Origin of the sequence: Chitinophaga sp. CB10, assembly GCA_001870995.2 — a bacterium.
In the GTDB taxonomy this organism is placed as follows: domain Bacteria; phylum Bacteroidota; class Bacteroidia; order Chitinophagales; family Chitinophagaceae; genus Chitinophaga.
The window spans coordinates 97,060-119,473 of the sequence record MLAV02000016.1 but is presented as its reverse complement, the minus strand read 5'-3'; the positions used below and the strand labels follow the sequence as shown (position 1 = coordinate 119,473).

At 51.9% G+C, this 22,414-nt stretch carries 20 protein-coding genes; 12 read left to right on the top strand and 8 right to left on the bottom strand.

Annotation, left to right across the window (positions count from 1 at the left end):
- Window positions 1-21: 21 nt before the first annotated feature.
- The 3 genes from BOC67_RS20225 to BOC67_RS20215 are packed head-to-tail and all read left to right on the top strand — an operon-like array spanning window position 22 to window position 3,954.
- Window positions 22-1,230: a molybdopterin molybdotransferase MoeA gene (locus BOC67_RS20225; RefSeq protein WP_291912894.1), complete on the top strand. Its 1,209-nt coding sequence runs from the start codon at window positions 22-24 to the stop codon at window positions 1,228-1,230.
- A 46-nt stretch (window positions 1,231-1,276) separates the two neighbouring features.
- Window positions 1,277-2,725 carry a DUF1800 domain-containing protein gene (locus BOC67_RS20220; RefSeq protein WP_291912892.1) on the top strand — a complete coding sequence of 483 codons (1,449 nt, stop codon included), beginning with the start codon at window positions 1,277-1,279 and terminating at the stop codon, window positions 2,723-2,725.
- A gap of 26 nt (window positions 2,726-2,751) precedes the next feature.
- Entirely contained in the window at window positions 2,752-3,954 is a 1,203-nt protein-coding gene (locus BOC67_RS20215; protein WP_291912890.1) for a DUF1501 domain-containing protein, read from the top strand.
- 59 nt (window positions 3,955-4,013) lie between these two features.
- Here BOC67_RS20215 and BOC67_RS20210 read toward each other — a convergent pair whose 3' ends face one another.
- The 3 genes from BOC67_RS20210 to BOC67_RS20200 all read right to left on the bottom strand — a co-directional run bounded on the left by BOC67_RS20210 (window position 4,014) and on the right by BOC67_RS20200 (window position 8,522).
- A complete protein-coding gene (locus tag BOC67_RS20210; protein WP_291912888.1) occupies window positions 4,014-4,535 on the bottom strand; it encodes a hypothetical protein in 522 nt (173 codons plus the stop codon).
- A 54-nt stretch (window positions 4,536-4,589) separates the two neighbouring features.
- On the bottom strand, window positions 4,590-6,629 hold the full coding sequence (locus tag BOC67_RS20205; RefSeq protein ID WP_291912885.1) for an OPT/YSL family transporter: 2,040 nt from the start codon (window positions 6,627-6,629) through the stop codon (window positions 4,590-4,592).
- Window positions 6,630-6,812: 183 nt separating this feature from the next.
- Complete coding sequence (locus tag BOC67_RS20200; protein ID WP_291912958.1) at window positions 6,813-8,522, bottom strand: peptide MFS transporter; 1,710 nt, start codon at window positions 8,520-8,522, stop codon at window positions 6,813-6,815.
- Between the two features lie 167 nt (window positions 8,523-8,689).
- Between BOC67_RS20200 and purD the strand changes: the two genes are divergently transcribed.
- From purD to BOC67_RS20155, 9 genes are all read left to right on the top strand, one after another.
- The gene (gene purD / locus BOC67_RS20195) at window positions 8,690-9,967 is read left to right on the top strand and encodes a phosphoribosylamine--glycine ligase (protein WP_291912883.1); all 1,278 of its coding nucleotides are present in this window, start codon (window positions 8,690-8,692) and stop codon (window positions 9,965-9,967) included.
- Between the two features lie 352 nt (window positions 9,968-10,319).
- On the top strand, window positions 10,320-11,342 hold the full coding sequence (locus tag BOC67_RS20190; protein WP_073078293.1) for a rod shape-determining protein: 1,023 nt from the start codon (window positions 10,320-10,322) through the stop codon (window positions 11,340-11,342).
- Between the two features lie 73 nt (window positions 11,343-11,415).
- On the top strand, window positions 11,416-12,303 hold the full coding sequence (gene mreC / locus BOC67_RS20185) for a rod shape-determining protein MreC (RefSeq protein ID WP_291912877.1): 888 nt from the start codon (window positions 11,416-11,418) through the stop codon (window positions 12,301-12,303).
- On the top strand, window positions 12,300-12,809 hold the full coding sequence (gene mreD, locus BOC67_RS20180) for a rod shape-determining protein MreD (RefSeq protein ID WP_291912874.1): 510 nt from the start codon (window positions 12,300-12,302) through the stop codon (window positions 12,807-12,809). Before mreC ends, mreD begins: the two co-directional genes overlap by 4 nt.
- Window positions 12,810-12,877: 68 nt before the next feature.
- Window positions 12,878-14,812: a penicillin-binding protein 2 gene (gene mrdA / locus BOC67_RS20175; RefSeq protein ID WP_291912872.1), complete on the top strand. Its 1,935-nt coding sequence runs from the start codon at window positions 12,878-12,880 to the stop codon at window positions 14,810-14,812.
- A gap of 36 nt (window positions 14,813-14,848) precedes the next feature.
- The gene (gene rodA / locus BOC67_RS20170; RefSeq protein ID WP_291912871.1) at window positions 14,849-16,135 is read left to right on the top strand and encodes a rod shape-determining protein RodA; all 1,287 of its coding nucleotides are present in this window, start codon (window positions 14,849-14,851) and stop codon (window positions 16,133-16,135) included.
- Window positions 16,136-16,252: 117 nt separating this feature from the next.
- Entirely contained in the window at window positions 16,253-17,002 is a 750-nt protein-coding gene (locus BOC67_RS20165; RefSeq protein ID WP_291912868.1) for an MBL fold metallo-hydrolase, read from the top strand.
- Between the two features lie 12 nt (window positions 17,003-17,014).
- On the top strand, window positions 17,015-17,854 hold the full coding sequence (locus BOC67_RS20160) for an AraC family transcriptional regulator (protein ID WP_291912866.1): 840 nt from the start codon (window positions 17,015-17,017) through the stop codon (window positions 17,852-17,854).
- A gap of 89 nt (window positions 17,855-17,943) precedes the next feature.
- Entirely contained in the window at window positions 17,944-18,300 is a 357-nt protein-coding gene (locus BOC67_RS20155; RefSeq protein WP_291912865.1) for a nuclear transport factor 2 family protein, read from the top strand.
- Window positions 18,301-18,345: 45 nt separating this feature from the next.
- Here the strand turns inward: BOC67_RS20155 and BOC67_RS20150 are convergent, their stop codons facing one another.
- The 5 genes from BOC67_RS20150 to galE all read right to left on the bottom strand — a co-directional run bounded on the left by BOC67_RS20150 (window position 18,346) and on the right by galE (window position 22,411).
- A complete protein-coding gene (locus BOC67_RS20150; RefSeq protein WP_291912864.1) occupies window positions 18,346-18,840 on the bottom strand; it encodes a hypothetical protein in 495 nt (164 codons plus the stop codon).
- Between the two features lie 3 nt (window positions 18,841-18,843).
- Window positions 18,844-19,563: a hypothetical protein gene (locus tag BOC67_RS20145; RefSeq protein WP_291912863.1), complete on the bottom strand. Its 720-nt coding sequence runs from the start codon at window positions 19,561-19,563 to the stop codon at window positions 18,844-18,846.
- Window positions 19,564-19,666: 103 nt separating this feature from the next.
- Window positions 19,667-20,218 (bottom strand): sigma-70 family RNA polymerase sigma factor, encoded by a 552-nt coding sequence (locus BOC67_RS20140; RefSeq protein WP_291912861.1) that lies wholly within the window; start codon window positions 20,216-20,218, stop codon window positions 19,667-19,669.
- A 151-nt stretch (window positions 20,219-20,369) separates the two neighbouring features.
- Complete coding sequence (locus BOC67_RS20135; protein WP_291912845.1) at window positions 20,370-21,332, bottom strand: transketolase family protein; 963 nt, start codon at window positions 21,330-21,332, stop codon at window positions 20,370-20,372.
- Window positions 21,333-21,382: 50 nt separating this feature from the next.
- Entirely contained in the window at window positions 21,383-22,411 is a 1,029-nt protein-coding gene (gene galE / locus BOC67_RS20130) for a UDP-glucose 4-epimerase GalE (RefSeq protein ID WP_291912844.1), read from the bottom strand.
- Window positions 22,412-22,414: the final 3 nt, after the last annotated feature.

Below are 22,414 nucleotides of genomic sequence, written 5' to 3'. Positions count from 1 at the left end.
CTCCTTACAAAAATAATATAAATGATGCTGACTGTCGCTGAAGCTTATGCTGCCGTATTGGAAACGGTCCGGGATGCCGGAACGGAGCTGGTACCTTTTGAACAGGCCAATGGACGAATATTGCGCGAGCCGGTATATGCCGACCGCCCTTTCCCGCCTTTCGACCGCGTAATGATGGATGGTATCGCCATCCGGTTCGACAGCTATGCCCGTGGTCAGCGGGTCTTTGTAATGGAAGACGTACAGGCCGCCGGCACGCCACAGCTGCAGTTAGGCAATACGGCCAACTGCATGGAAGTGATGACGGGAGCCGTGCTGCCGGAACTCACTGACACAGTCGTACAGTACGAACACCTGGAAGTCGCCGAACATGAAGGCTTCCGCCGTTTTACCATCAAACACCCCGTAAAAAAAGGACAACATATCCACAAAAAAGGCAGCGATGTAAAGGAACATGCCACCCTCCTGGATGATGGCGCGCTCCTCGGCCCCGCCGAAGCCGGCGTACTGGCCACCGTGGGCAAAACGGAAGTGCTGGTGAGCAAACGCCCGCGCGTAGTGGTAATCGCCACCGGCAACGAACTGGTGCCGGTAAACGCCACCCCGCAACCGCATCAGCTCCGCATGTCCAATGTCTATAGCTTAAGCGCCTCACTGCAACAGCTCGGTATCCAACCCACCGTACTGCACCTGGAAGATCATGCGGAAAGCATGAAACACCAGCTGGCGCCCCTGATCAAGGAAACGGACGTCTGGATCAGCTCCGGCGCCGTATCCGCAGGCAAGTTCGATTACCTGCCGCAGGTCCTGCAGGAACTCGGCATGCAGCAGGTGTTTCACCATGTCCGCCAGCGCCCGGGAAAACCCTTCCTCTTCGGTACCTTCCAGAACGGCCCGGCAGTATTCGCCCTGCCCGGAAACCCCGTTTCCGGCTTCATGTGCTTTTACCGCTACGTACAGCCATGGCTGTTGGCTGCCATGGGCGCAAGGCCCGCGGCAACAACCTATGCCAGTTTGTCCACAAAAGTGAGCTTTGAACCCGCACTCGAATATTACCTTCCTGTTAAATTAGTATCCCAGCCACATGGTAAGTTGATGGCCATCCCACAACCCTACCAGGGCTCGGGAGACCTTGCCAGCCTGCTTTTGGCGGATGCGTTCATGGAATTGCCGGCCGATATTTCCCAGTTTAAAAAAGGAGATACTTTCCCCGTCTGGAAATTCCGTTAAACCCGGACTCCAATTTGTGGTCATAGGGAAAATATATATACTGCCTATGGCCGCTGTATCCTCACAACAACAAATGCTGCATCTGGCATGGAGAGCCGGGTTCGGCGCCACGCTGCCCGAAATCAACGAATGGTCAGGCAAGCGGCGGAAGGTGATTGTAAACCAGGTACTTATTGGTAAAAAACACTACACGCCCGCCGATGTGAACGTGATGAGCGAAGCGGACCTGCCCGACTACCAAAAGCTCAAAGGCATGAGCGCGGAAGAAAAGAAAATCGTCCAGCAGCTGAATAACCAGGGTATCAAGGACCTGAACCTTTCCTGGATGAAAGCCATGGTGGATACGGAACACCCCCTGCGGGAAAAAATGAGCCTCTTCTGGCACGGCCACTTTGCCTGCCGTACGCAAAACGTACTGTATAACCAGCAGCTGCTCAGCGTTATCCGGGAAAACTGCCTCGGCAACTTCGGGGACCTCCTTTCCGCAGTCTCCAAATCCCCCGCCATGCTGCAATTCCTTAACAACCAGCAAAACAGGAAACAACATCCCAACGAAAACTTCGCCAGGGAAGTCATGGAGCTGTTCACCCTCGGGCGCGGCAACTATACGGAAACGGATGTGAAAGAAGCCGCCCGGGCCTTTACCGGCTGGGGATTCGATGAGGCCGGCGTATTCAAATTCCGGGAACGCCTGCACGACGATGGCGCTAAAACCATCCTGGGAAAAACCGGGTTGTACAACGGGGACGATGTCCTCCGCATCCTGCTCGACCAGCGCCAGTGCGCCAAATTCATCACCGGTAAGATTTTCCGGTTCTTTGTCGATGATAACCCCGACGAAGAAAAGATCAACGACCTCGCGGATAAATTCTATCACTCCGGCTATAACCTCAAATCCCTGATGCAGGAAATCTTTATGGCCGACTGGTTCTATGATCCCAAATACGTCGGTAACCGCATCAAATCGCCCGTGGAACTCCTCGTAGGTATGCGCCGGGCCGTGCCCATGCGCTTCGAGGAAGAAGGTACCATGCTGGTATTTCAGCGTATCCTCGGCCAGGTCCTGTTTTACCCGCCCAACGTAGCCGGGTGGCCCGGCGGCCGTAACTGGATCGACAGCTCCAGCCTCATGTTCCGCCTCCGGGTGCCGCAGATCGTGTTCTACTCCCAGGCCATGAACATCCAGGCAAAGGAAATCATGCCGGAAATGGGCGATGGCGGCAATTACAAGATGACGCTGCAAATCAACGACTTCCTCAAAAAGCAGTACGCCCGGAAAGTCAATGCTACCATCGACTGGGCGCCATTCCTGAAAGCATACGAAAAAGTACCCAGGGAACAACTGGCAGAAACGATCGCCGCATCCCTGTTGCTTAAAACCGGCAATACCAACCGGCAGTTACTCGAAAAGTATGCGGATATGGGTAACCGTGACGCCTATATTAAAACCGTCGCTATAGACGTTATGAGTACGCCGGAATACCAACTCTGCTAGTTTTTCATCTCCCTAAAAAAATAATTATGAACATAATCAATCGCAGACGTTTCCTACAGGTAGGCTCCCTCGCTTCCGCAGCGATGATGATGCCTAAGTTTCTGAAAGCGCTCGAACGGGGAGAGCTGGTACCTCCCGGCAATAAGGTACTGGTAATTGTGCAGTTATCCGGCGGCAACGATGGCCTGAATACCATCATTCCCTACCGCAACGATATTTACTATAAAGAAAGGCCCGCCCTGGGCATCCGGCGGGATAAAGCCCTTTCCCTGACGGACGAACTGGGCATACATCCCAGCCTGGCAGGCCTGAAAGCCCTCTACGACGAAGGTTCCCTCGCCGTACTCAATAACGTTGGCTACCCCAACCCGGACCGGTCGCACTTCCGCTCTATGGACATCTGGCATACCGCCAGCCAGTCGTCCGACTATTGGACCAACGGCTGGATAGGCCGCTACCTCGACGCCCAGTGCAAAGGCTGCGACAAGCCCACCCAGGCGCTGGAAATCGATGATACGCTGAGCCTCGCGCTGAAAGGGGAAGTTTCCAAAGGCCTCGCCCTAACGGACCCCACACGCCTGTTCGGCACCAGCAACAACCCTTTCTTTAAAGACCTGCTCCGCCAGCATGCCCACGAGGAGGAACATGCCAACGTGGATTACCTGTATAAAACCATGGGAGAAACCATTTCTTCCGCGGCCTACATCCAGCAGCAGATCAAAACCTACCAGTCCAAAGAGGCGTATCCGAATACGGAACTCGGCCGCAACATGCGCACCATTGCCAACCTGATCATGTCCGATATCAATACCAAAGTGTATTACGTATCCCATGGCAGCTTTGATACCCATATCAATCAACAGGCGCAGCAGGAGCGGCTGTTCCAGCAGCTGAGCGATGCGCTGACCGTTTTCACCGGCGACCTGAAAAAGAATAACCGGTTTGAAGATGTAGTGGTAATGACCTTCTCGGAGTTTGGCCGCAGGGTGAGCCAGAATGCCAGCGGCGGTACGGACCACGGAACGGCCAACAATATGTTCCTCATCGGCGGTGGACTGAAAGAAAAAGGCGTGCTGAACGAAGGGCCAGACCTCCTGCACCTCAAAGACGGGGATTTGCAATACAAGGTGGACTTCAAAAGCGTGTATGCCACCCTGTTAGGTAACTGGCTGGGAGCGGACGATACGGCTATCCTCAAGGCTAAATACGAGCACCTGAACTTCGTATAAAAAAAATAACTCCGGATAACCCGGAGTTATTTTTTTTATGGCAGCATTTACAAAGTTGCTTATTGAGATTCCTGGTATTTCAACACAGCGCGGAAAGTCCCGTCCTGCACCACTTTCGTGCCGCCGCTACCGCTGACGTCCTGCACGGCGCCGCTGAAAACGCCTTCCACAAACTGGCTGGTAATGCGGGTGATGTTGATGGTAAATCCCCCGCTGTTGCCGGAATTCAGCGTTTCCCCACTGGAGCTGGCGAGGTAAATGTTGATACTGTTGCCGGTTTCAGAAGATGGATAAGGGCCTGTATGAAACGGCAACTCCGGTACGGCCAGTTTAAACGTAATATAATCGCCCGTATAGGTAGTGCCGGTGATTTCCATTACCGGGTAATCGTTATCCGGGTTGGAATCATCCAGCTTAGGCAGATACGCGGTTGCCTTTGGGTTTTCTGCCAGGTAAATCCGGTTATCCAGTTTCAGGGATATGAACTTCCTGTCGTCGGCGTCAGATTTTGTTTCCGTTTTCTCGCATGATACGCTGAAAAACAGTACAGCACCCAGTATAGCAGATAAATATTTACGCATAGGAGATAGTAATATATCAGATAAAATTAAGATATTATTTTTTTTGGAAGCGATTTATTTTGTCGCCACCCGGTAAAGATACCAACCCATAAACGCAAAGAAGCCCGTTCCAAGTATATAATATCCTCCCTGACCCAACGCGCCAAGGAAAGATTCCTGCAGGTTCAACTTTGCTAGTCCGGCTGCGGTAGAGTCGAAGCCCGCCATGATAGCGATGATCACCCCGGCCACAGCGCCGCCTGCCACAAGGCCGGTGGCAAACAGGTTGCCTCTGCCCAGCTCTTCTTCCCCGGCAGTGGTTTGGATATTGGCCTTCTTCTTCCGGTAATCCACAACGCCCCTGATAGCGCCCCCAATGAAGATGGGCAGGGTGGTGGACAGCGGAAGGTAAGCGCCTACGGCAAACGACAGCGCGTTAACGCCGCACAGCTCAATGGTAATAGCAAGGAAGGCCCCTACAAGTACAAACTGCCAGTCCAGCTTACCGGAGAGGATACCGATATCCAGTGTAGCCAGCAGCGTGCCCTGCGGCGCCGGGTAATACAGGCTGCCGATGGCATGGTCCTTCACGCCATGGGCAATCATATCCGCCGTAGGGCGGTCAAGGAACTTCACGGTCAGCCCGATGACGATGGAAGAAACAATAGCTCCGATGAACAGGGCTATCTGTTGGTTCATCGGCGTAGCGCCAACAATGTAACCGGTTTTCAGATCCTGGCTGGTACCGCCGGCATTGGCTGCGGCAATACAGATCATGCTGCCTACCACAAGGGCCATGGGTTCGTACATCTTACCCGTCCAGCCCACGGCGATGAACACCAGGCAGGTACCCATCAGCGTGGCGATGGTCATACCGGAAATCGGGTTATTGGAAGAGCCGATCAAGCCTACAATGCGGCTGGATACCGTTACGAAAAAAGCACCGAAGACCACTACCAGTGCGCCTACCAGCAGCTTCTGGCCGATGGAGCCTCCCGGCAGTTGCGGCAGGATGGCCATGAGCACCACCAGCGCCAGGCTGCCGAAGATGACCACTTTCAGGCTCAGGTCCTTTTCAGTTCGGGGCGCTGCGCCGGTTTGCTTCCCGGTGCTGTCTTTCACCGCGCCCAGGCTGCCTTTGAAAGTGGAGATTATCGTAGGAATGGTTTTCAGCAGGGTAATGAAACCGCCCGCAGCCACCGCGCCGGCGCCAATCTGCCGCACATAGGCGTAATAGATGGCGGAGGCATAATCTGAAAAGGTATGCGTGGCGGGGTCCCAGTTCCCTTGTCCGCCCGGGGTGGCCAGGTTGGCAAGGTAGCCGAGTTTCACCAGTTGGGTGGCAATCGTATCCGCCGGCAGCAGCGATGACAGTAAAGGGATCAGCGCCAGCCAGGAGAGCACGCCCCCTGCCACAAGTACGCCGGCAATACGGGGCCCGATGATGTAGCCCACGCCCATGTATTCAGGCGTTATATCCGCGCTGAGATTGGCGGACGGGAAGAATTTATTTACCTGGCGGGTCATATACCCCGGCGTTTCCGCGATCACGTGCAGGATCTTTTGCAGGATCGCATATACGAAAGCAAAGCCCAGGCCCCAGAAGGCGGTCTTCGCAAAGTCGCCGCCCTTTTCGCCCGCTACCAGCACATCCGCGCAGGCGGTGCCTTCCGGGTAAGGAAGCGCCCCATGCTCTTTTACAATCAGCGAGCGGCGCAGGGGGATCATCATGAGCGTACCCAGCACCCCGCCGATGATGGCCAGCGTCAGGATGGTGATGTAATTAAAAAATTGCGCGCCGGCGCCATCGCTGAGGAAGAGGAAGCCCGGCAGGGTGAACACCACGCCCGCAGCGATGGACTCGCCCGCGGAACCCGTGGTTTGAATGATATTGTTTTCGAGGATGGTGGTTTTGAAAAACTTACGGCCAAGGGTGATGGCTATCACGGCAATAGGGATGGAGGCGGATACGGTAAGACCGGCTTTCAGCGCCAGGTACACCGTGGCCGCGCCAAAAATGATCCCGAAAATACAACCCAGGATAATGGATTTAAAGGTGAATTCCTTCATCCGGGCAGTCGCGGGAACAAAAGGTTTGAAGTTGTTGTCGGACATATGTTGATTGTGTATGAGTATGGGCAAATATAACGGGTATTCTGTTTTTTTAGGGGGAGAGATCTACGGCTGCGGCGGGAGAATGGCATCGGCCGGGCGGCGGGAGTTACGGGGCCAGGGCCGTATTAAAACACAGAAGCCCCGCGCAGCGAGGCTTCTGTATGATTTTATGCGATACCGTTACTATTTAACGCCGTGCATCCATTTTTTGAGGAATGGAGAAATGAGGAACAGCAGTACAGCCGCTGTACCCGGCAGGATAACGAATACCATGAAGAATTCGAAGAGGTTGTGGATCGTGAAACCTGCAAAGGAAGGATAGGAAGCAGAGAGCTTCAGTTCATTCAGTTTGCTGAGGATTTCAGGCGTTTTAGCCACCGTGCCGTTCAGCACCCCTTGCAGGTCTACGCCGGCCTTAGCGGCATCCGCGTAGTTGTCAGGGTTGGGAGGCAGCAGCGCGCCGAGGGTACCGGCCAGCGCATAGCCGGCAGCGTTAGCAAGGAACCATACGCCCATCAGCAGGGAGCTGAAACGGGCCGGCGCCAGCTTAGCCACGAGGGAGAGGCCTATCGGCGACAGGCACAGCTCTCCGAGCGTGTGGAACAGGTACATGATAATAAGCCAGATAACGCCCAGTTTAGCGCCGCCTTCCAGGGATTTCACCTGCATGGCGATGATGAGGAAGCCGAGGGACAGTAAGGCCAGACCTATCGCCTGTTTAACAGGGGAGATAGGCTCCAGGTTCTTTTTGCCGAGCTTCAGCCACAGCGCAGAGAAAGGCAGTGCGAAAATGATGATGAAGATGGAGTTGGCGTTCTGGATGAAGCTGGGAGGCATATCCCAGCCCAGCAGGCGGCGGTCAGTCTGTTTATCCGCGATGAAAGTCAGGGAAGAACCGGCCTGCTCAAAACATGCCCAGAAGAATATTACGAAGAATGCCACGAAGTAGAGTACGAGGATCCTTTGTCTTTCTTTGGTAGAAATGGATTTATCAGTGAGGATCAATACGGCCAGGGAAATACCGGTCGCATAGATGAACGGATAGATCCAGGATTTGATCGGGTTAGGATCGTTGGCCACAAAATGGAAGATCAGGAACAGTGCGATCAGCAGGCCTGTGCAACCCAGGATAGCGCCGGTGGAGAATTTGGCTTTATCCGCTTCGCCGGTAGCAGTAACGGCGGAAGGGTTGAAGGTAGGCTTGGCGCCGATAGGTTTGCCATCAGGGGTAACTACATACTTGTTCTTCAGGAAGTAGAACAGGATAGTACCGAGGAACATGGCTATACCCGCAGCCAGGAAGCCCCATTTGAAGGCGCTTACCACACGGGTGCCGTCAGTGAGCTTCACGTCCCCGAGGATAGGGCAGATGAGCATACCCAGGAAGGCGCCCATGTTGATACCCATGTAGAAAATGGTGAAGGCCGCATCCAGGCGGTTGTCGTTCTTCGGATACAGGCTGCCTACCATGGAAGAGATGTTAGGTTTGAAGAAGCCGTTCCCGAAGATGATAACGAAGAGCGCGAGCCACATAACCAGGCGGGCTGTGTCCACGCTGCCGGCGTATATCGTGGCGCTAAGCACCATCAGGAGCTGACCAATCCCCATTATGAACCCACCGAGCAGGATACAGTTTCTGTTACCCAGGTAACGGTCGGAGATGTAACCGCCCAGCATAGGCGTCAGGTAGCAGAGTCCCAGGAACCCGCCATAGGCATAAGATGATTCAGCTTCTGAGAATTGCAGTGCGTTTACCAGGAAGAGGGTCAATAATGCCCTCATACCATAAAAGTTAAACCTTTCCCACATTTCCGTGGCAAAAAGCACCGAGAGGCCCTTTGGATGCCCCTTTTCTGAGGCAGTCTCAGGTCCTTGTGCAACAGCAGTTTGCATCATAAATGGTTAGTTTTGTTGTCGATTGTTTTAAGGTTCTGTTAAGCTTTAACCTGAGCAAGTTAAAGAAAATCGGGAATTCGCCTAAAAAAATGCTATAAAAGGCAAATTTTGAGGTTTTTTTGCTCTTACTTTGCATTTTCTTTCGCATCTGTTTTTAATTCATTATGAACATACTTTTATTAGGAAGTGGTGGTCGGGAACATGCACTGGCCCTGAAAATGTCGCAAAGTCCACTTTGCGGAAAACTGTTTATAGCACCTGGCAACGCCGGTACGGCTCAGTGCGGTACCAATGTGAACATGGGTGTGAGCGAATTCGACAAGATAAAAAGCTTTTGCCTGGAGCAGGACATCCAGTTGGTGGTACCAGGGTCCGAAGAGGCGCTGGTAAACGGTATTTACGATTATTTCGGCCAGGACGAGGCCCTGAAACACATCCCGGTGATGGGGCCTTCCAGGGAAGGCGCACAGCTGGAGGGCAGTAAGGCCTTTGCCAAACTGTTCATGCAGCGCCATAACATCCCTACCGCCGCCTACAGGGAGTTCAATGAAGAAACCTATGAAGAAGGAGTCGCCTACCTTAAGCAGCATTCCTTACCAATCGTGCTGAAAGCCGACGGCCTGGCTGCCGGTAAAGGCGTGGTCATCACCTCCGACCACGACGAGGCGGTGGAAGAGTTTACCCAGATGATCAAGGCCGCCAAGTTCGGCGATGCGAGCAAGAAAGTGGTGATTGAGCAGTTCCTGACAGGCATTGAGCTGTCGGTTTTCGTTATTACCGATGGCCATACGTATAAAATCCTACCTGAGGCCAAGGATTACAAGCGGATCGGCGAGGGCGATAAAGGGCTGAATACCGGCGGTATGGGTGCCGTATCCCCCGTTCCGTTTGCAGATGCCGCCTTTATGAAACTGGTGGAGGATAAGGTGATCCGCCCTACCATTGATGGCTTGTCAAAAGAAAAAATTATTTATAAAGGTTTTGTATTTTTTGGCCTGATTAATGTAGCAGGTGAGCCTTTCGTGATAGAATACAACTGTCGTATGGGAGATCCCGAAACGGAAGTAGTGATGCCGAGGTTACAGAACGACCTGGTGGAACTCTTTGTGGCTGTAAATGAAGGCAAACTGGCCTCCCGGCAGATCTTCACCGATCAGCGTGCAGCCGCCACCGTTATGCTGGTATCCAAAGGATATCCTGAGGCTTATGAGAAGAACAAGGAAATTTCAGGTATTCCGGCGCCCGGCAAAGACCAGATCGTATTCCATGCAGGCACCAAACAGGAAGGCGATAAGGTATTGACCAACGGCGGTCGCGTACTGAGCATCACCTCCCTGGCAAGCAGCCTCTCACTGGCCCTGGGTCATTCCGTTCAAACAGCCAACCATATAGCATTTGAGGGTAAGACTTTCCGTCGCGACATTGGTTATGAGTTTATTTAACTGACACAATAAAAGGAGCTTCGATCCGGCATGCGCTCCTGCCCCCGGGCAAAGGGCGAATGCCGGGCACAGGCTCATATCCTGCAACTATGTTAACTGGCGCAGCGAAGGGAGGGCTGTCGATATCACGAGAAAGCGGAGCAGTAAGGCATTATTTTAGCGCGGAATTATTAAAACGGGATTAAAATCCGTCTGATTGATCGGTACTTAAAGAGAGCAGTTACTATACCGTTTGTACAACAAATAAGATTTTTTAATATTTAGCCGTATTATTGCAGGAATATCCATTTTTTGCATCGTATATTCGTTGGAATTATTCATTTTTGCATTCTAATTTTTGACCGTATCAACAATGGGATTTTTTAATTTTTTAACGCAGGAAATCGCGATTGATCTAGGTACAGCTAATACGCTGATAATACATAATGACCAAGTGGTTGTGGACGAGCCTTCCATTGTAGCGATAGAACGGGCTAGCGGCAAAATTGTGGCGGTTGGTAAGAAGGCCATGATGATGCACGAAAAAACTCACGAATATCTTCGTACTATACGTCCCCTGAAAGATGGCGTAATTGCGGACTTCAACGCCGCAGAGGGCATGATCAGGGAACTGATAAAAATGATTTACCCTAAGAAACCTTTGTTTGCTCCAAGCTGGCGAATGGTTATCTGCATTCCTTCCAGTATCACGGAGGTGGAAAAAAGAGCCGTGCGCGACTCTGCAGAACAGGCAGGCGCCAAGGAAGTTTACCTCATACATGAACCAATGGCAGCTGCGCTGGGTATTGGTATTGACGTGGAAGAACCGGTGGGTAACATGATTATCGATATCGGAGGCGGTACCACCGGTATCTCCGTTATCGCGTTAGCGGGTATTGTTTGTGATCAAAGTATTCGTATCGCCGGTGACGAGTTTACCGCCGATATTATGGAAGCACTCCGCCGCTATCACTCCCTGCTCATCGGGGAAAGAACCGCTGAGCAAATCAAAATCCACATCGGGTCAGCCCTTAAAGAGCTGGATAACCCGCCTGATGACATCCCGGTAAACGGTCGTGACCTGGTAACAGGTATTCCTAAACAGATCATGGTATCTTACCAGGAAATCGCCGAAGCGCTGGACAAATCTATCTTTAAAATTGAGGAAGCCATCCTGAAAGCGCTGGAAACAACGCCGCCGGAGCTGGCATCAGATATTTACCGCAGAGGACTTTACCTGACCGGTGGCGGTGCGCTGCTGCGCGGCCTGGATAAACGCCTTGCCCAAAAAATCAAGCTGCCCGTGCATGTAGCGGACGATCCGCTGCGCGCTGTAGTAAGAGGTACCGGCATCGCACTGAAGCATGTGGGTAAATATCCGTTCCTGATGCAATAAACCTATTTTGAGATTTAGGGTAACGGTAACCCTGTTACCCTAAATCAATACATCTCAAAATTTTAGCGCGCTTGTGCGAAACCTGATCATTTTCTTAAGGCGATATTTCAACTTCTTCTTATTTCTGCTGCTGGAAGTGATTTGTATTGTATTGGTCTTTCAAAACAACAACTTTCAGCGGACCGCCTACATTAACTCCGCCAATAACATTAGCGGTAAGCTGTACGACAAATACAACAATATCCAATACTACTTCCACCTCAAAGCCACCAACGATAGCCTCGTAGCTGAAAATACCCGCCTGCACAATGCGCTCGCAAGCAGTTTCGACAGCGTATCCACCGCCAACGGCGTCCGGATCGACACTATCCGCAAATACAGCGATGACAGCGCCCGCAAGGTCATCGGCGCGGAAGTCCGCAAATACTACTACGCAGAGGCAAAAGTGGTGAACAACTCACTGAACAAGCCCATGAACTATATCACCATCCACCGCGGCAGCAAACAGGGCATCAAACCCAATATGGGCGTGATCAGCTCCAGCGGCGTGGTAGGCGTGGTGCGCAGCGTTAGCGACAACTATGCGGTGATCCTCTCCCTCCTGTCCAAATCCAATTCCGTATCCATCAGCGCCAGGCTGCAAAATGGTAAGGAAATGGGCTCCGTACACTGGGATGGCGATGATCCCGAATACGCTACCCTCCGCGATATCCCTAAAAGCGCCAAAATGCATAAAGGAGATACCGTGGTTACCAGCGGCTTCTCCGCCCTCTTCCCTGAAAATATTCCCATCGGCTATATCGTAGGGTATATGCAGGGCGATAAATCCAGCACCTCTCGTCCGGTCAAACTGAAGCTGGCCACTAACTTTTACAACCTGCAATACGTTTACGTGATCGAGAACCTGCTGAAAGACGAACAACAAAGGTTGGAAGACTCGACTTACAAGCTGATTAAATGAGTATCTTATTAAGAAATATCATCCGATTTGTGCTGCTGTTGCTGATACAGGTATTCGTCCTGAACGAAATCCTGATCCATCAGCTGGTTAGTCCGTATATCTACATGCTGTTTATCCTGGCGCTGCCCTTCAACCTTCCCCGCCCGGCCTTAATGCTACTGGGCCTGCTGATGGGCCTCTCCCTGGATATGTTTATGAATACCATGGGTATGCACGCCGCAGCATGCGTGTTCATCGCCTACCTGCGCCCGTTTATTATCAACATCCTGTCGCCGCAGGGAGGATTCGAAACCACCCAGAAAACCCCGTCCATGACAAGCATGGGCGTGTCCCAATTCCTGATCTATGCAGCCATCCTGGTATTTCTGCATCATGCCCTGTACTTCACACTGGAAGTATTCGGCTTTGCCAACCCGTTATACCTGTTGCTGAAAATTATTTTATCCTCCGCAGCCAGCCTTTTCCTCATTATTCTTTACGAAATGTTATTCTTTTCGAGAAAATAACGGAAAACATACATGGCTGATCGTAGGATCAATTGAAGGTTTAAATTTGCAAAAGCTACAACAATTGCATGTCTGTTTTTAATCAGCCCAGGAGAAGAGTAATTCAATTGATTATACTCGGCATGATGTCTATTATCATTGTCCGACTGTTCTTTCTGCAGGTGGTGGAAAAGAAATACGCGAAACTCGCGGATGCCAACGCCGTACTCAGAAAGGTGGTTTACCCGAGCCGCGGTATCATCTACGACCGCAAAGGGAGAGCCATACTCAGTAACGATGTGCTGTACGACCTGGTAGTAACCCCCAGGAGCGTGAAGAACATCGATACCGCCTACCTGTGCACCATCCTCAAAATCGATAAGGAAGAGTTCAAAAAGAAAATCGCCGACTGTATCAAGAAAAACGGTCCGGTGAGGCAATCCGTTTTCCAATCCCTGCTGCCCGCCGAAATATACGGGCAGCTCCAGGAAAGCATGTACCTCTTCCAGCCCGGCTTTGAGCTGATACCACGCCAGATTCGCTCCTACCCCTACGGTGCGGGCGCCAATATACTCGGCTATATCGCAGAGATTTCCCCTGCCATGCTGAAAGATTCCAACTACGTTTCCTATAACTCCGGGGATTACCTCGGCTTTACAGGGCTGGAGAAAACCTACGAAAGCGTATTGATGGGTCAACGCGGGATACAGTACCTCGTGAAGGACAATCTTAACCGCCCGCAGGGCCCGTACGAGAATGGTGAGTTTGACAGCGCCGCCGTCGCCGGGAAGAATTTACGTCTCACCCTGGATATAGAATTACAGGCATTCGGTGAAAAGCTCATGCACGGCAAGATAGGCAGCATCGTAGCCATCGATCCATCCGATGGCGGTATCCTCGCCATGGTGAGCGGCCCCAGCTTCGACCCGAACCTGCTGACCGGCTCATTCCGCAGTGCCAACTTCAACCGCCTCTACCAGGATACCACCCTGCCGCTGTTTAACCGCGCCATCCAGGCGCAATACCCGCCAGGGTCCACCTTCAAGCCGATGATCGCGCTCGTAGGGCTGGACGAAGGCGTGATCACCCCCAGTACCGGCTACCCCTGTACCGGGGCATACTATGGTTGCGGCCGGCCTATCAAGTGCGAACACCACGACGCCGGGCACGCCTCCAACCTGCGCAACGCCCTGTCGCACTCCTGTAACTCCTACTTCAGCCATACCTACCGGCTCAGCGTGGACGCTGCCAAATGGGGCGGCATACGCGTAGGCGGTATGCAGAAGTGGGCCGATTATATGAACAACTTCGGCTTCGGTCATAAAATTGGGGTGGACATCCCCAGCGAAAGACCCGGCCGCATCCCCGATAAAAAATACTACGACGCTAAATACAAAGGCTCCTGGAACTCCTGTACCAACGTATTCCTCGGCATAGGCCAGGGCGAGGTGGAAACCACCCCGCTGCAAATGGCCAACGCCATGTGTATCGTCTCCAACAGAGGTTCCTTCTTTATCCCGCACTTCGTGAAAAGCATCGATAACGATGATACCCACCTGCTGGATAAATACAAGGAGCGCCACGTAGTGGCCCACATCTCCGATACCGCCTACAGCGCCGTAATCCACGGTATGCAGGACGTAATTGAGAGCGGTACCGGCCGTGTGGCACAAATCGACGGTATCACCATGGGAGGTAAAACCGGTACGGCTGAAAACTACGCCATCGTAGACGGTAAGCGTACCAAAATGCCGAACCACGCTCAGTTCGTGGCATTTGCACCGGCCGAAAATCCTAAGATCGCCATCTGCGTGATCGTGGAACGCTCCGGATTCGGCGCCCGCTACGCCGCGCCAATCGCCTCCCTGATGATCGAGAAATACCTGAGAGATTCCATTTCTTCCAATCCGAGAAGACAAGGACTCCTCAAAACCGTACTGGAAACAGTGACCATTCCGGAAGCCATGAGGGCTAAATCCAAACTGGACTCGCTGAACAGTACCGTTATCAAAAAAAGACCATAACCATAACCCGTAAACGCACAAACAGATAAACAGATAATGAACCGCCCGCAAACCAAATTGACGCAAGGGATCGACTGGCCAATAGTTGGCCTCTACCTGGCATTGGTGATCATCGGATTGATGTCCATTTTTGCTGCGGAGTACAGAGGAGATGACAATATCTGGCAAAACATCATCCACCTGAGTAAAAACTATTCCAGGCAGCTGATGTGGTTCGGTATTTCCATTGTAGTAGCCTCGGTCATATGGCTGACGGACAGTAAGTTCTTTACTGCCACGGCCAACCTCGTATATGCGTTCGGGATATTACTGTTGCTATTGGTGTTGGGGATCGGTAAGGATGTAAAAGGCTCGCACTCCTGGCTGGTATTGGGAGGTTTCCAGTTTCAACCGGCGGAGCTGACCAAGCTCTGTACCAACCTGGCCCTCGCCAAATACCTTAGCTCGCAGGAAACAGATTTTAATAAACTCCGCTCCAGGCTGATCGCCGCAGCCATCGCACTGGTGCCTGCCGGCATTATCATCCTGCAGTCGGAAACCGGCCTGGCGCTGGTGTACTTCTCCTTCTTCCTGGTGATGTACCGCGAAGGCCTGCCGGGCGTCCTCCTGGTAATCGCCTTCTCCGGCATCGTGCTGGTACTCTCCGCCCTGCTCGTAGATAAAATGATCCTGTTCATCATCTTCTCGGTGATAACGGCGCTGGTCATCTATTTCAGCCGGCGGGAAATAAAGCGAAAGCGCAGCCGCCTGCTCGTCATCCTCGGTATCTACGCTTTCTGCTCCCTGTTCGTAATGTTCATCGTGCCTTTCGCCTTCACCAAGGTACTGAAGGACTACCAGGTACGCCGCATCGAGGTAATGCTCGGTAAGGAAAACGACCCGAAAGCTACTTACAACACCCGCCAGAGTATGATCGCGATCGGCTCCGGTGGCTTCTGGGGGAAAGGTTACCTCAAAGGCACCCAAACCCGTTTCGACTTCGTGCCGGAACAGAGTACGGACTTCATCTTCTGTACCATCGGGGAGGATTTCGGCTTCGTCGGCAGCGTGCTGTTCATCGCTATTTATGTGGCCCTGCTCTTCCGGGTAATCCATGTCGCGGAGCGACAGCGATCGACGTTCACGCGAGTCTACGCCTATGGGGTGGCCAGTATCATCTTCTTCCACCTGGCCATCAACATCTCTATGACCATAGGTCTGGCGCCGGTAATCGGTATCCCGCTACCGCTCGTGAGTTATGGAGGTAGCTCCCTGCTGGCCTTTACCATGTTGATATTTATTATGTTGCGACTGGATGCCGACAGGCAGATGGTATTGAGATAAACACTGCAAATGATTGGGATGAGGGGAAAGTGCCGCCGGCGCTTTCCCCTCATCCTTTTATAACCACCCTGCCGTTGGCGGTATAAATCACATCAAACTACTTAGTATCTTTGTTGAATGGCACGTATTATACCATTATCCGAAGGGTCATTTACCGTAGACGGAACCAAGCAATTCACTCCATTTAACCTGGAGACAGACAAGATGCAGGACAGGCCTCACGGCTCGCTCCTGGTAGAGATTCAGCCATTCCTGGTGATCACCGATAGGGATTACATCCTCTTTGATGCGGGCCTCGGCTTCCGTAACAACGACGGGGTGCTGCAGATCCACCAGAACCTGATCAACGAGGGCATCAACCCGATGGAGATCACGAAAGTCATGATGAGCCACCTCCACAAGGATCACTCCGGCGGTATATCCTCCGTGGATCCGGTGACCGGCGAACGGAGCCTGTCTTTCCCCAGCGCCACTTACTATGTGAATAACGAGGAAATGCTGTACGCCCTGGAGCATGCCGGCAAATCCTACCATTCCGAAGATATCGTGATCCTGCAGCAGCGGGATAATATCGTGTTCACCACCGGCAACGGTACCATCGATGGGTACATCCATTACGAAGTTACCGGCGGCCACTGTCCTTATCACCAGGTATTCCTGGTAGATGATGGCGAGGATAAGGTGTTCTTCGGCGGCGACGTAGCCCCGCAGATTTCCCAGATGAAAAACCGCTTTGCCGCCAAGTATGACTATGATGGCAAACGCAGTATGGAATTGCGCCAGGAGTTCCTGGAACGTGGTAAAAAGGAAGGCTGGACTTTTATGTTCTACCACGATGTTAAACAACCGACAGCCAGGTTTGAATAAATCGACACAGGTATGTACAGCCGCTATGACAGTTTTAGTTTAAGTGGGCAGTCGTATATCAATACTGAAAAATTTGAAGGCCGCGACTGGGCGGCCTTCAGCATGTATGCCAGCGCCGCCGTGCATGAGCTGCTGGTGCCGCATACCGTTGTGAACCTGGTGACGGCAGGGGAAAAGCGGATGTATTGCGGCAATAAGGTGATGCAGCTGCGCCAGGGCGATGTGCTGGTGATACCCGCAGGCTCGCTGGTGAGTTCAGAGATATTGCACACAGGCAATGGTTATAGCAGTCTGAATATGGTGTTACCTGATGAGGTCATTACCAGTGGGCCCGTGCCTGGAAACCAGTTTATTTCGGGGGAGATGCAAATGCTGCCCCGCAACGATTGCAGGAAACTGCTGCAAGGCGTCCTGGCGGCGCTCCGGGGCAACGCCGTTACGGACCTGCACCCACGGGAATGGCAGGCCCTCCTGTGGCGGCAGTTGCGCTCGCACAGTGCGCTGGCGGCCATGTTGCAGCGGGTGGCCAGCTCCCGCATGGACCCCCTCATGGAGCGGTTGCGTACCGGTATCCAGGAGGATTGGGAGATGGAAGACCTGGCCCGGGCAGCCTGCGTGAGTGTGGCTACCCTCAAACGCCGGTTCAGGGCATTGTATGATTGCAGCCCTATGGAGTGGCTTTGGAAGATGCGGTTACAGCGGGCGGCGCTGCTGCTACGCTCCGGGCAGCTGCCGGTGAAGGAAATCGCCTATAGCACCGGGTTTACAGACCTCTCACACTTCTACCGCTTATTCCGCAAACAGTACGGGGTAACGCCGGTGGCCTGGCGCCAGGCCGGATGCAGTGCGTGAGCGGCATGGGGCCTCAGCGCCGGCGAAAAAATGAGCTTTTCAGCCAATACCCTGTCAGCCGCCAGTCGTACCTTGTAATCAAAAAAAGCATGACGGACAAACAAGCATTTGGCCAGGCATGGGTAGCCGCCTGGAATAGCCATGATATAGACGAGATCATGTCGCACTACGCGGAAGACATTGAGTTTCATTCCCCCGTTGTACAACGCTTAAACAATGAGCCCAGTGGTAAGCTGGTAGGGAAAACCGCTTTGCGCGCTTATTTTTTACGGGGCCTTGCCGCCTACCCTGATCTGCATTTTGAACTGTATCATATCCTCGAAGGCGTAGACTCAGTCGTGCTATACTACAAGAGCATCAATAACAGCCTGAGTGCGGAAATGATGGTATTGAACGGGCAGGGGCTGGTAAAGGAAGTGCGTGCGCATTACAAGCAACAGCAATAAGTAAAGTAAAAGCGGAAAAAATACGTCAGGCGCCCCAGAGGCGCCTTATTGTCTTGGTTTAGGTATTTGTTGCTGATTGATACGCTGGATTCTTTTATTGCTGTTCAGATGGCGGATCATCATGCGCCTGAATTCCTGTTCGCTGCTGAATACGGCGCCGGCTTTGCGGGCGGGCAGCACGCGCTGGAACTCGGCGGTGTAGCGGGTCTTGATGTCGAGCATGCGTTTATCGAAGCTGAGGTCCTTGTCCATATTGCTTCTGGCAATGGCGTCGGCATCCAGGCCACGGGCAGCCTTTTCGTTTAATTTCCGGCTGCGTTGTTTTTCGGCAATGAGTTGATCAATTTCGCCGCGATAGTTATTGTACACCGGCCAGAATTTCTGGGCTTCATCCGGCGTAAGGTCCAGTGTCCGTGCGATGTAGGCTATTTCTATTGATTTCAATTGCTGCTTGGCTGCATCATCCTGCTGGGCGAAAGCGTGAGGGATGCAGGTGAGCAATGCGGCAATAAAAATCAATATGCTATAAAAATTTCTCATTTATTACTCATTGGGTAATTCATCATTAGCAAGCGAGGCTTCGAGCATATAATGCTGAAGTACTTCGCCGGGTACTGTTTCATGGATTTGTTTTTCCAGTTGAGGAATCACTGCTGATTTTGCAGCCTGCGCATAAATGGTTTCGGTGTCAAAAGCGTCCGCATGGTTTTGCAGGTAGGCGATGATATCCTCATCACTGATGGCGGTCAGCTGGTTTTCGATATCGCTGTAATCGTGGTGGTAATGTTCCTTACCGATAAAGAACAGGGCACTCACGCCAAGGATAACGAGGATGCTGGCGGCAGCAGCCCACCGTAGCCACGGGCGTTTCCGGGTTGTACTAATGGGTATAACCGGGGTAGGTTCGGTAATAGCCGTTTGAATATTTTCAAAATAGTTTTCCGGTAGTGAGAAAGGGTTGGTTTTGGGCAGGGAGGCCAGCAAAGGCGACACTGCTTCCAGTTCTTCCGCTACGGACACTTCCTTCACCTGGCTGAGAATAGCAGCCGGCAGTTGCGCGAAGTAGCTTTCCGGGGGCGGCGAAAGCGGGGAGCGGCGGGATACAGGCGCGCCCAGCGCATCCTGCAAACGAATTTTATCAGCAATCATCTCCGGAAGCTGATCAAAGTATCCGGCAGGCGCCGAAAACGGTTGATCAGCAGGCCAGGCGGCTCCCGGTGCGATCTGCTTTAATTCATTCAATATGTCGTTCCCTCTTTTCATTACTGTTTTTAGACAGTTCGTCCAATAAATGGTTTAATTAGATTTTAATCTTCTCCCAAAAAACTTTAAAAAACCCTTAAAAAGCTTGCAATAACTGGCTTTTTCAACTGTTTTTGATATATTCTTCGATTTTTTTGACAGCGTGGTGATAGGATGCTTTGAGGGCGCCTTCGGAGGTATCGAGTACTTTACTCATTTGTTCGTAGGGCATTTCATCGTAGTAGCGAAGGTTAAACACAATCCTCTGTTTTTCAGGTAATTGTAGTATTGCTCTCTGCAGTTTCCATTCCAGTTTATTGGCGTCAAACTGCGCATCTGCCTTTAATTTATTGCTGAGTCCGGATTCCACATCTGTGAGGGAAACAGACTGTTTTCGTTTCTGCTGTTCCAGGAAGGTGAGCGACTCGTTGGTGGCTATCTTATAAAGCCAGGTGTAGAGTTGCGCATCTTCCCTGAACCCTTCGAGATTTTTCCAGACCTTGATGAATACATTCTGCAACACGTCGTTGGCGTCGTCATGGTCAATAACGAGGCGCCTCACGTGCCAATACAGCCGTTCCTGGTATTTCCTGATAATTAAAGTAAAGCCTTGTTCTCTGGTGTCCGCATTGCGGTATATGGCCAGAAGAGATTTATCGTCCTGTGAAACAGCCATAGGTTAAATGGTTCATGACAGGTTTGGTACCCAATATAGATAAAAAAAACGGATGCGGGTTTAATGCAGTGCCGTTAAAAATATGAACCATTCATAGGGGGAAGGGAGGGGGTAAAAGAAAAAGCCACCGTATTGCGGTGGCTTTCTACATTTATTTCTTTTTACGCGCTATTGCTTTTTCGGCAGCAGCAACGATATGCGCCGGATCGAGGCCGTACTTGGTGAGCAGTTCCAGTGGTTTACCGCTTTCCCCGAAGGTATCGTTGGTACCTACGTATTCGATAGGAACCGGGATATGACGGGATGCTACCTGTGCAATGGAGTCGCCCAGGCCGCCGAGTACGTTGTGTTCTTCAGCAGTAACAGCACAGCCGGTTTTGCTTAAGGATTTGATCACCGCTTCTTCGTCCAGTGGCTTGATCGTGTGGATATTGATGATTTCCACGCTGTAGCCTTTTTCTTCCAGGATTTTACCGGCTTCGATGGCGATCCACACCAGGTGGCCGCAGGCGAAGAGGGTAATGTCGGAACCTTCGTGGAGGATTTGCGCCTTACCGATTTCGAAGGTCTGGTTTTCCGGGGTGAAGTTAGGCCATTTCGGACGGCCGAAGCGGAGGTACACCGGACCCTCATGGTCAGCAATCGCGATGGTAGCGGCTTTGGTCTGGTTGAAATCGCAAGGTACGATCACGGTCATGCCAGGCAGCATTTTCATCATCCCGATGTCTTCCAGGATCTGGTGGGTAGCGCCGTCTTCCCCGAGGGTCAAACCTGCGTGGGAAGCGCAGATTTTCACGTTTTTATTGGAATAGGCTACGGACTGACGGATCTGGTCGTACACCCTTCCGGTGGAGAAGTTGGCAAATGTTGTGGTGTATGGAATCTTTCCGCCGATGGTCATACCTGCAGCGATGCCGATCATATTCGCCTCGGCAATCCCTACCTGTACAAAACGGTCCGGAAATTCTTTAATAAAAGCGTTGAGTTTCATGGAACCGAGCAGGTCAGCTGTCAGCGCCACGACATTAGGGTTTTTGCGACCCACTTCAAGGATACCCTCGCCGAATCCGGCGCGGGTTTCTTTTTCATTCAGCGGTTGAATATCTTTTACCATAACGGATTTTTAAAATGATGCATAAAAGTAAACAATTAGAATGATGGTTTCTAATTACTTAAAACTTTATTACGGAGGCTCACTTCCCACTGCCATGCCGTGCGCATGCAGTCCTCTATCCCAATCTGTGGCAGCCAGCCCAGCTTTTCCTTAGCCTTGCTGTTATTGGCATAGATGGCGATCACATCTCCCGGGCGGCGGGGGCCCATCACGTAATTCAGTTTAACGCCTGAGATTTTTTCAAAAGCATGGATCGCTTCCAGCACGGTTACGCCGTTGCCGGTACCCAGGTTGAAAATCTCGCAGTTGGTTTCATTTTTATGATCCAGCAGGTATTGGAGCGCTTTCGTATGTGCGGCAGCGATGTCGGTAACATGGATATAATCCCGTACGCAGGAGCCGTCGCGGGTGTCGTAATCAGCGCCGAAAACCGTCATTTTAGGAATTTTTCCTATCGCCGTTTGGGTGATCACAGGCACCAGGTTATCCGGTTTGCCCAGCGGCAATTCGCCGATCAGGCCGGAGGGGTGCGCGCCAACCGGGTTGAAATAGCGGAGGATGATGGACTGGGTGTCGTTTACGCGGCTGTAATCCTCAATTATCTGCTCGCCCATTTGTTTGGTGCGGGCGTAGGGCGACTGTGCCTCGCCGATCGGCGTTTCTTCCACTACCGGTAAGGCTTTGGTATTGCCGTAAACGGAGCAGGAAGAGGAGAATACGAGGTTGGGAATATTGAATTCCTTCACGCATTTCAGCACATTGACGAGGGAGGTCAGGTTATTGTGGAAGTACAGTAAAGGGTCAGCCACTGACTCAGGAACGGTTTTCAGGGCTGCAAAGTGGATCACGCCTACGATATCCCTGTTTTCATGGAAAACAGCATGCGTATCTTCGAGGTTGCACAAATCCACTTTGTAATTACGGACTTTCTTTCCGGTAATTTTTTCGATGCCGTCCAACAATTGCGTGGTACTTCTGATGTTGCTGTCTACAGACACTACATCGAATCCATTATTAATCAGATCTACAATAGTATGGGCGCCAATATAGCCACAACCACCGGTAACAAGAACCTTCATGAT

Coding starts and splice junctions, on each gene's coding strand:
- BOC67_RS20225 (WP_291912894.1), top strand. CDS start 22: ATGATGCTGACTGTCGCTGAAGCTTATGCTGCCGTATTGGAAACGGTC.
- BOC67_RS20220 (WP_291912892.1), top strand. CDS start 1,277: ATGGCCGCTGTATCCTCACAACAACAAATGCTGCATCTGGCATGGAGA.
- BOC67_RS20215 (WP_291912890.1), top strand. CDS start 2,752: ATGAACATAATCAATCGCAGACGTTTCCTACAGGTAGGCTCCCTCGCT.
- BOC67_RS20210 (WP_291912888.1), bottom strand. CDS start 4,535: ATGCGTAAATATTTATCTGCTATACTGGGTGCTGTACTGTTTTTCAGC.
- BOC67_RS20205 (WP_291912885.1), bottom strand. CDS start 6,629: ATGTCCGACAACAACTTCAAACCTTTTGTTCCCGCGACTGCCCGGATG.
- BOC67_RS20200 (WP_291912958.1), bottom strand. CDS start 8,522: ATGCAAACTGCTGTTGCACAAGGACCTGAGACTGCCTCAGAAAAGGGG.
- purD (WP_291912883.1), top strand. CDS start 8,690: ATGAACATACTTTTATTAGGAAGTGGTGGTCGGGAACATGCACTGGCC.
- BOC67_RS20190 (WP_073078293.1), top strand. CDS start 10,320: ATGGGATTTTTTAATTTTTTAACGCAGGAAATCGCGATTGATCTAGGT.
- mreD (WP_291912874.1), top strand. CDS start 12,300: ATGAGTATCTTATTAAGAAATATCATCCGATTTGTGCTGCTGTTGCTG.
- mrdA (WP_291912872.1), top strand. CDS start 12,878: ATGTCTGTTTTTAATCAGCCCAGGAGAAGAGTAATTCAATTGATTATA.
- rodA (WP_291912871.1), top strand. CDS start 14,849: ATGAACCGCCCGCAAACCAAATTGACGCAAGGGATCGACTGGCCAATA.
- BOC67_RS20165 (WP_291912868.1), top strand. CDS start 16,253: ATGGCACGTATTATACCATTATCCGAAGGGTCATTTACCGTAGACGGA.
- BOC67_RS20160 (WP_291912866.1), top strand. CDS start 17,015: ATGTACAGCCGCTATGACAGTTTTAGTTTAAGTGGGCAGTCGTATATC.
- BOC67_RS20155 (WP_291912865.1), top strand. CDS start 17,944: ATGACGGACAAACAAGCATTTGGCCAGGCATGGGTAGCCGCCTGGAAT.
- BOC67_RS20150 (WP_291912864.1), bottom strand. CDS start 18,840: ATGAGAAATTTTTATAGCATATTGATTTTTATTGCCGCATTGCTCACC.
- BOC67_RS20145 (WP_291912863.1), bottom strand. CDS start 19,563: ATGAAAAGAGGGAACGACATATTGAATGAATTAAAGCAGATCGCACCG.
- BOC67_RS20140 (WP_291912861.1), bottom strand. CDS start 20,218: ATGGCTGTTTCACAGGACGATAAATCTCTTCTGGCCATATACCGCAAT.
- BOC67_RS20135 (WP_291912845.1), bottom strand. CDS start 21,332: ATGGTAAAAGATATTCAACCGCTGAATGAAAAAGAAACCCGCGCCGGA.
- galE (WP_291912844.1), bottom strand. CDS start 22,411: ATGAAGGTTCTTGTTACCGGTGGTTGTGGCTATATTGGCGCCCATACT.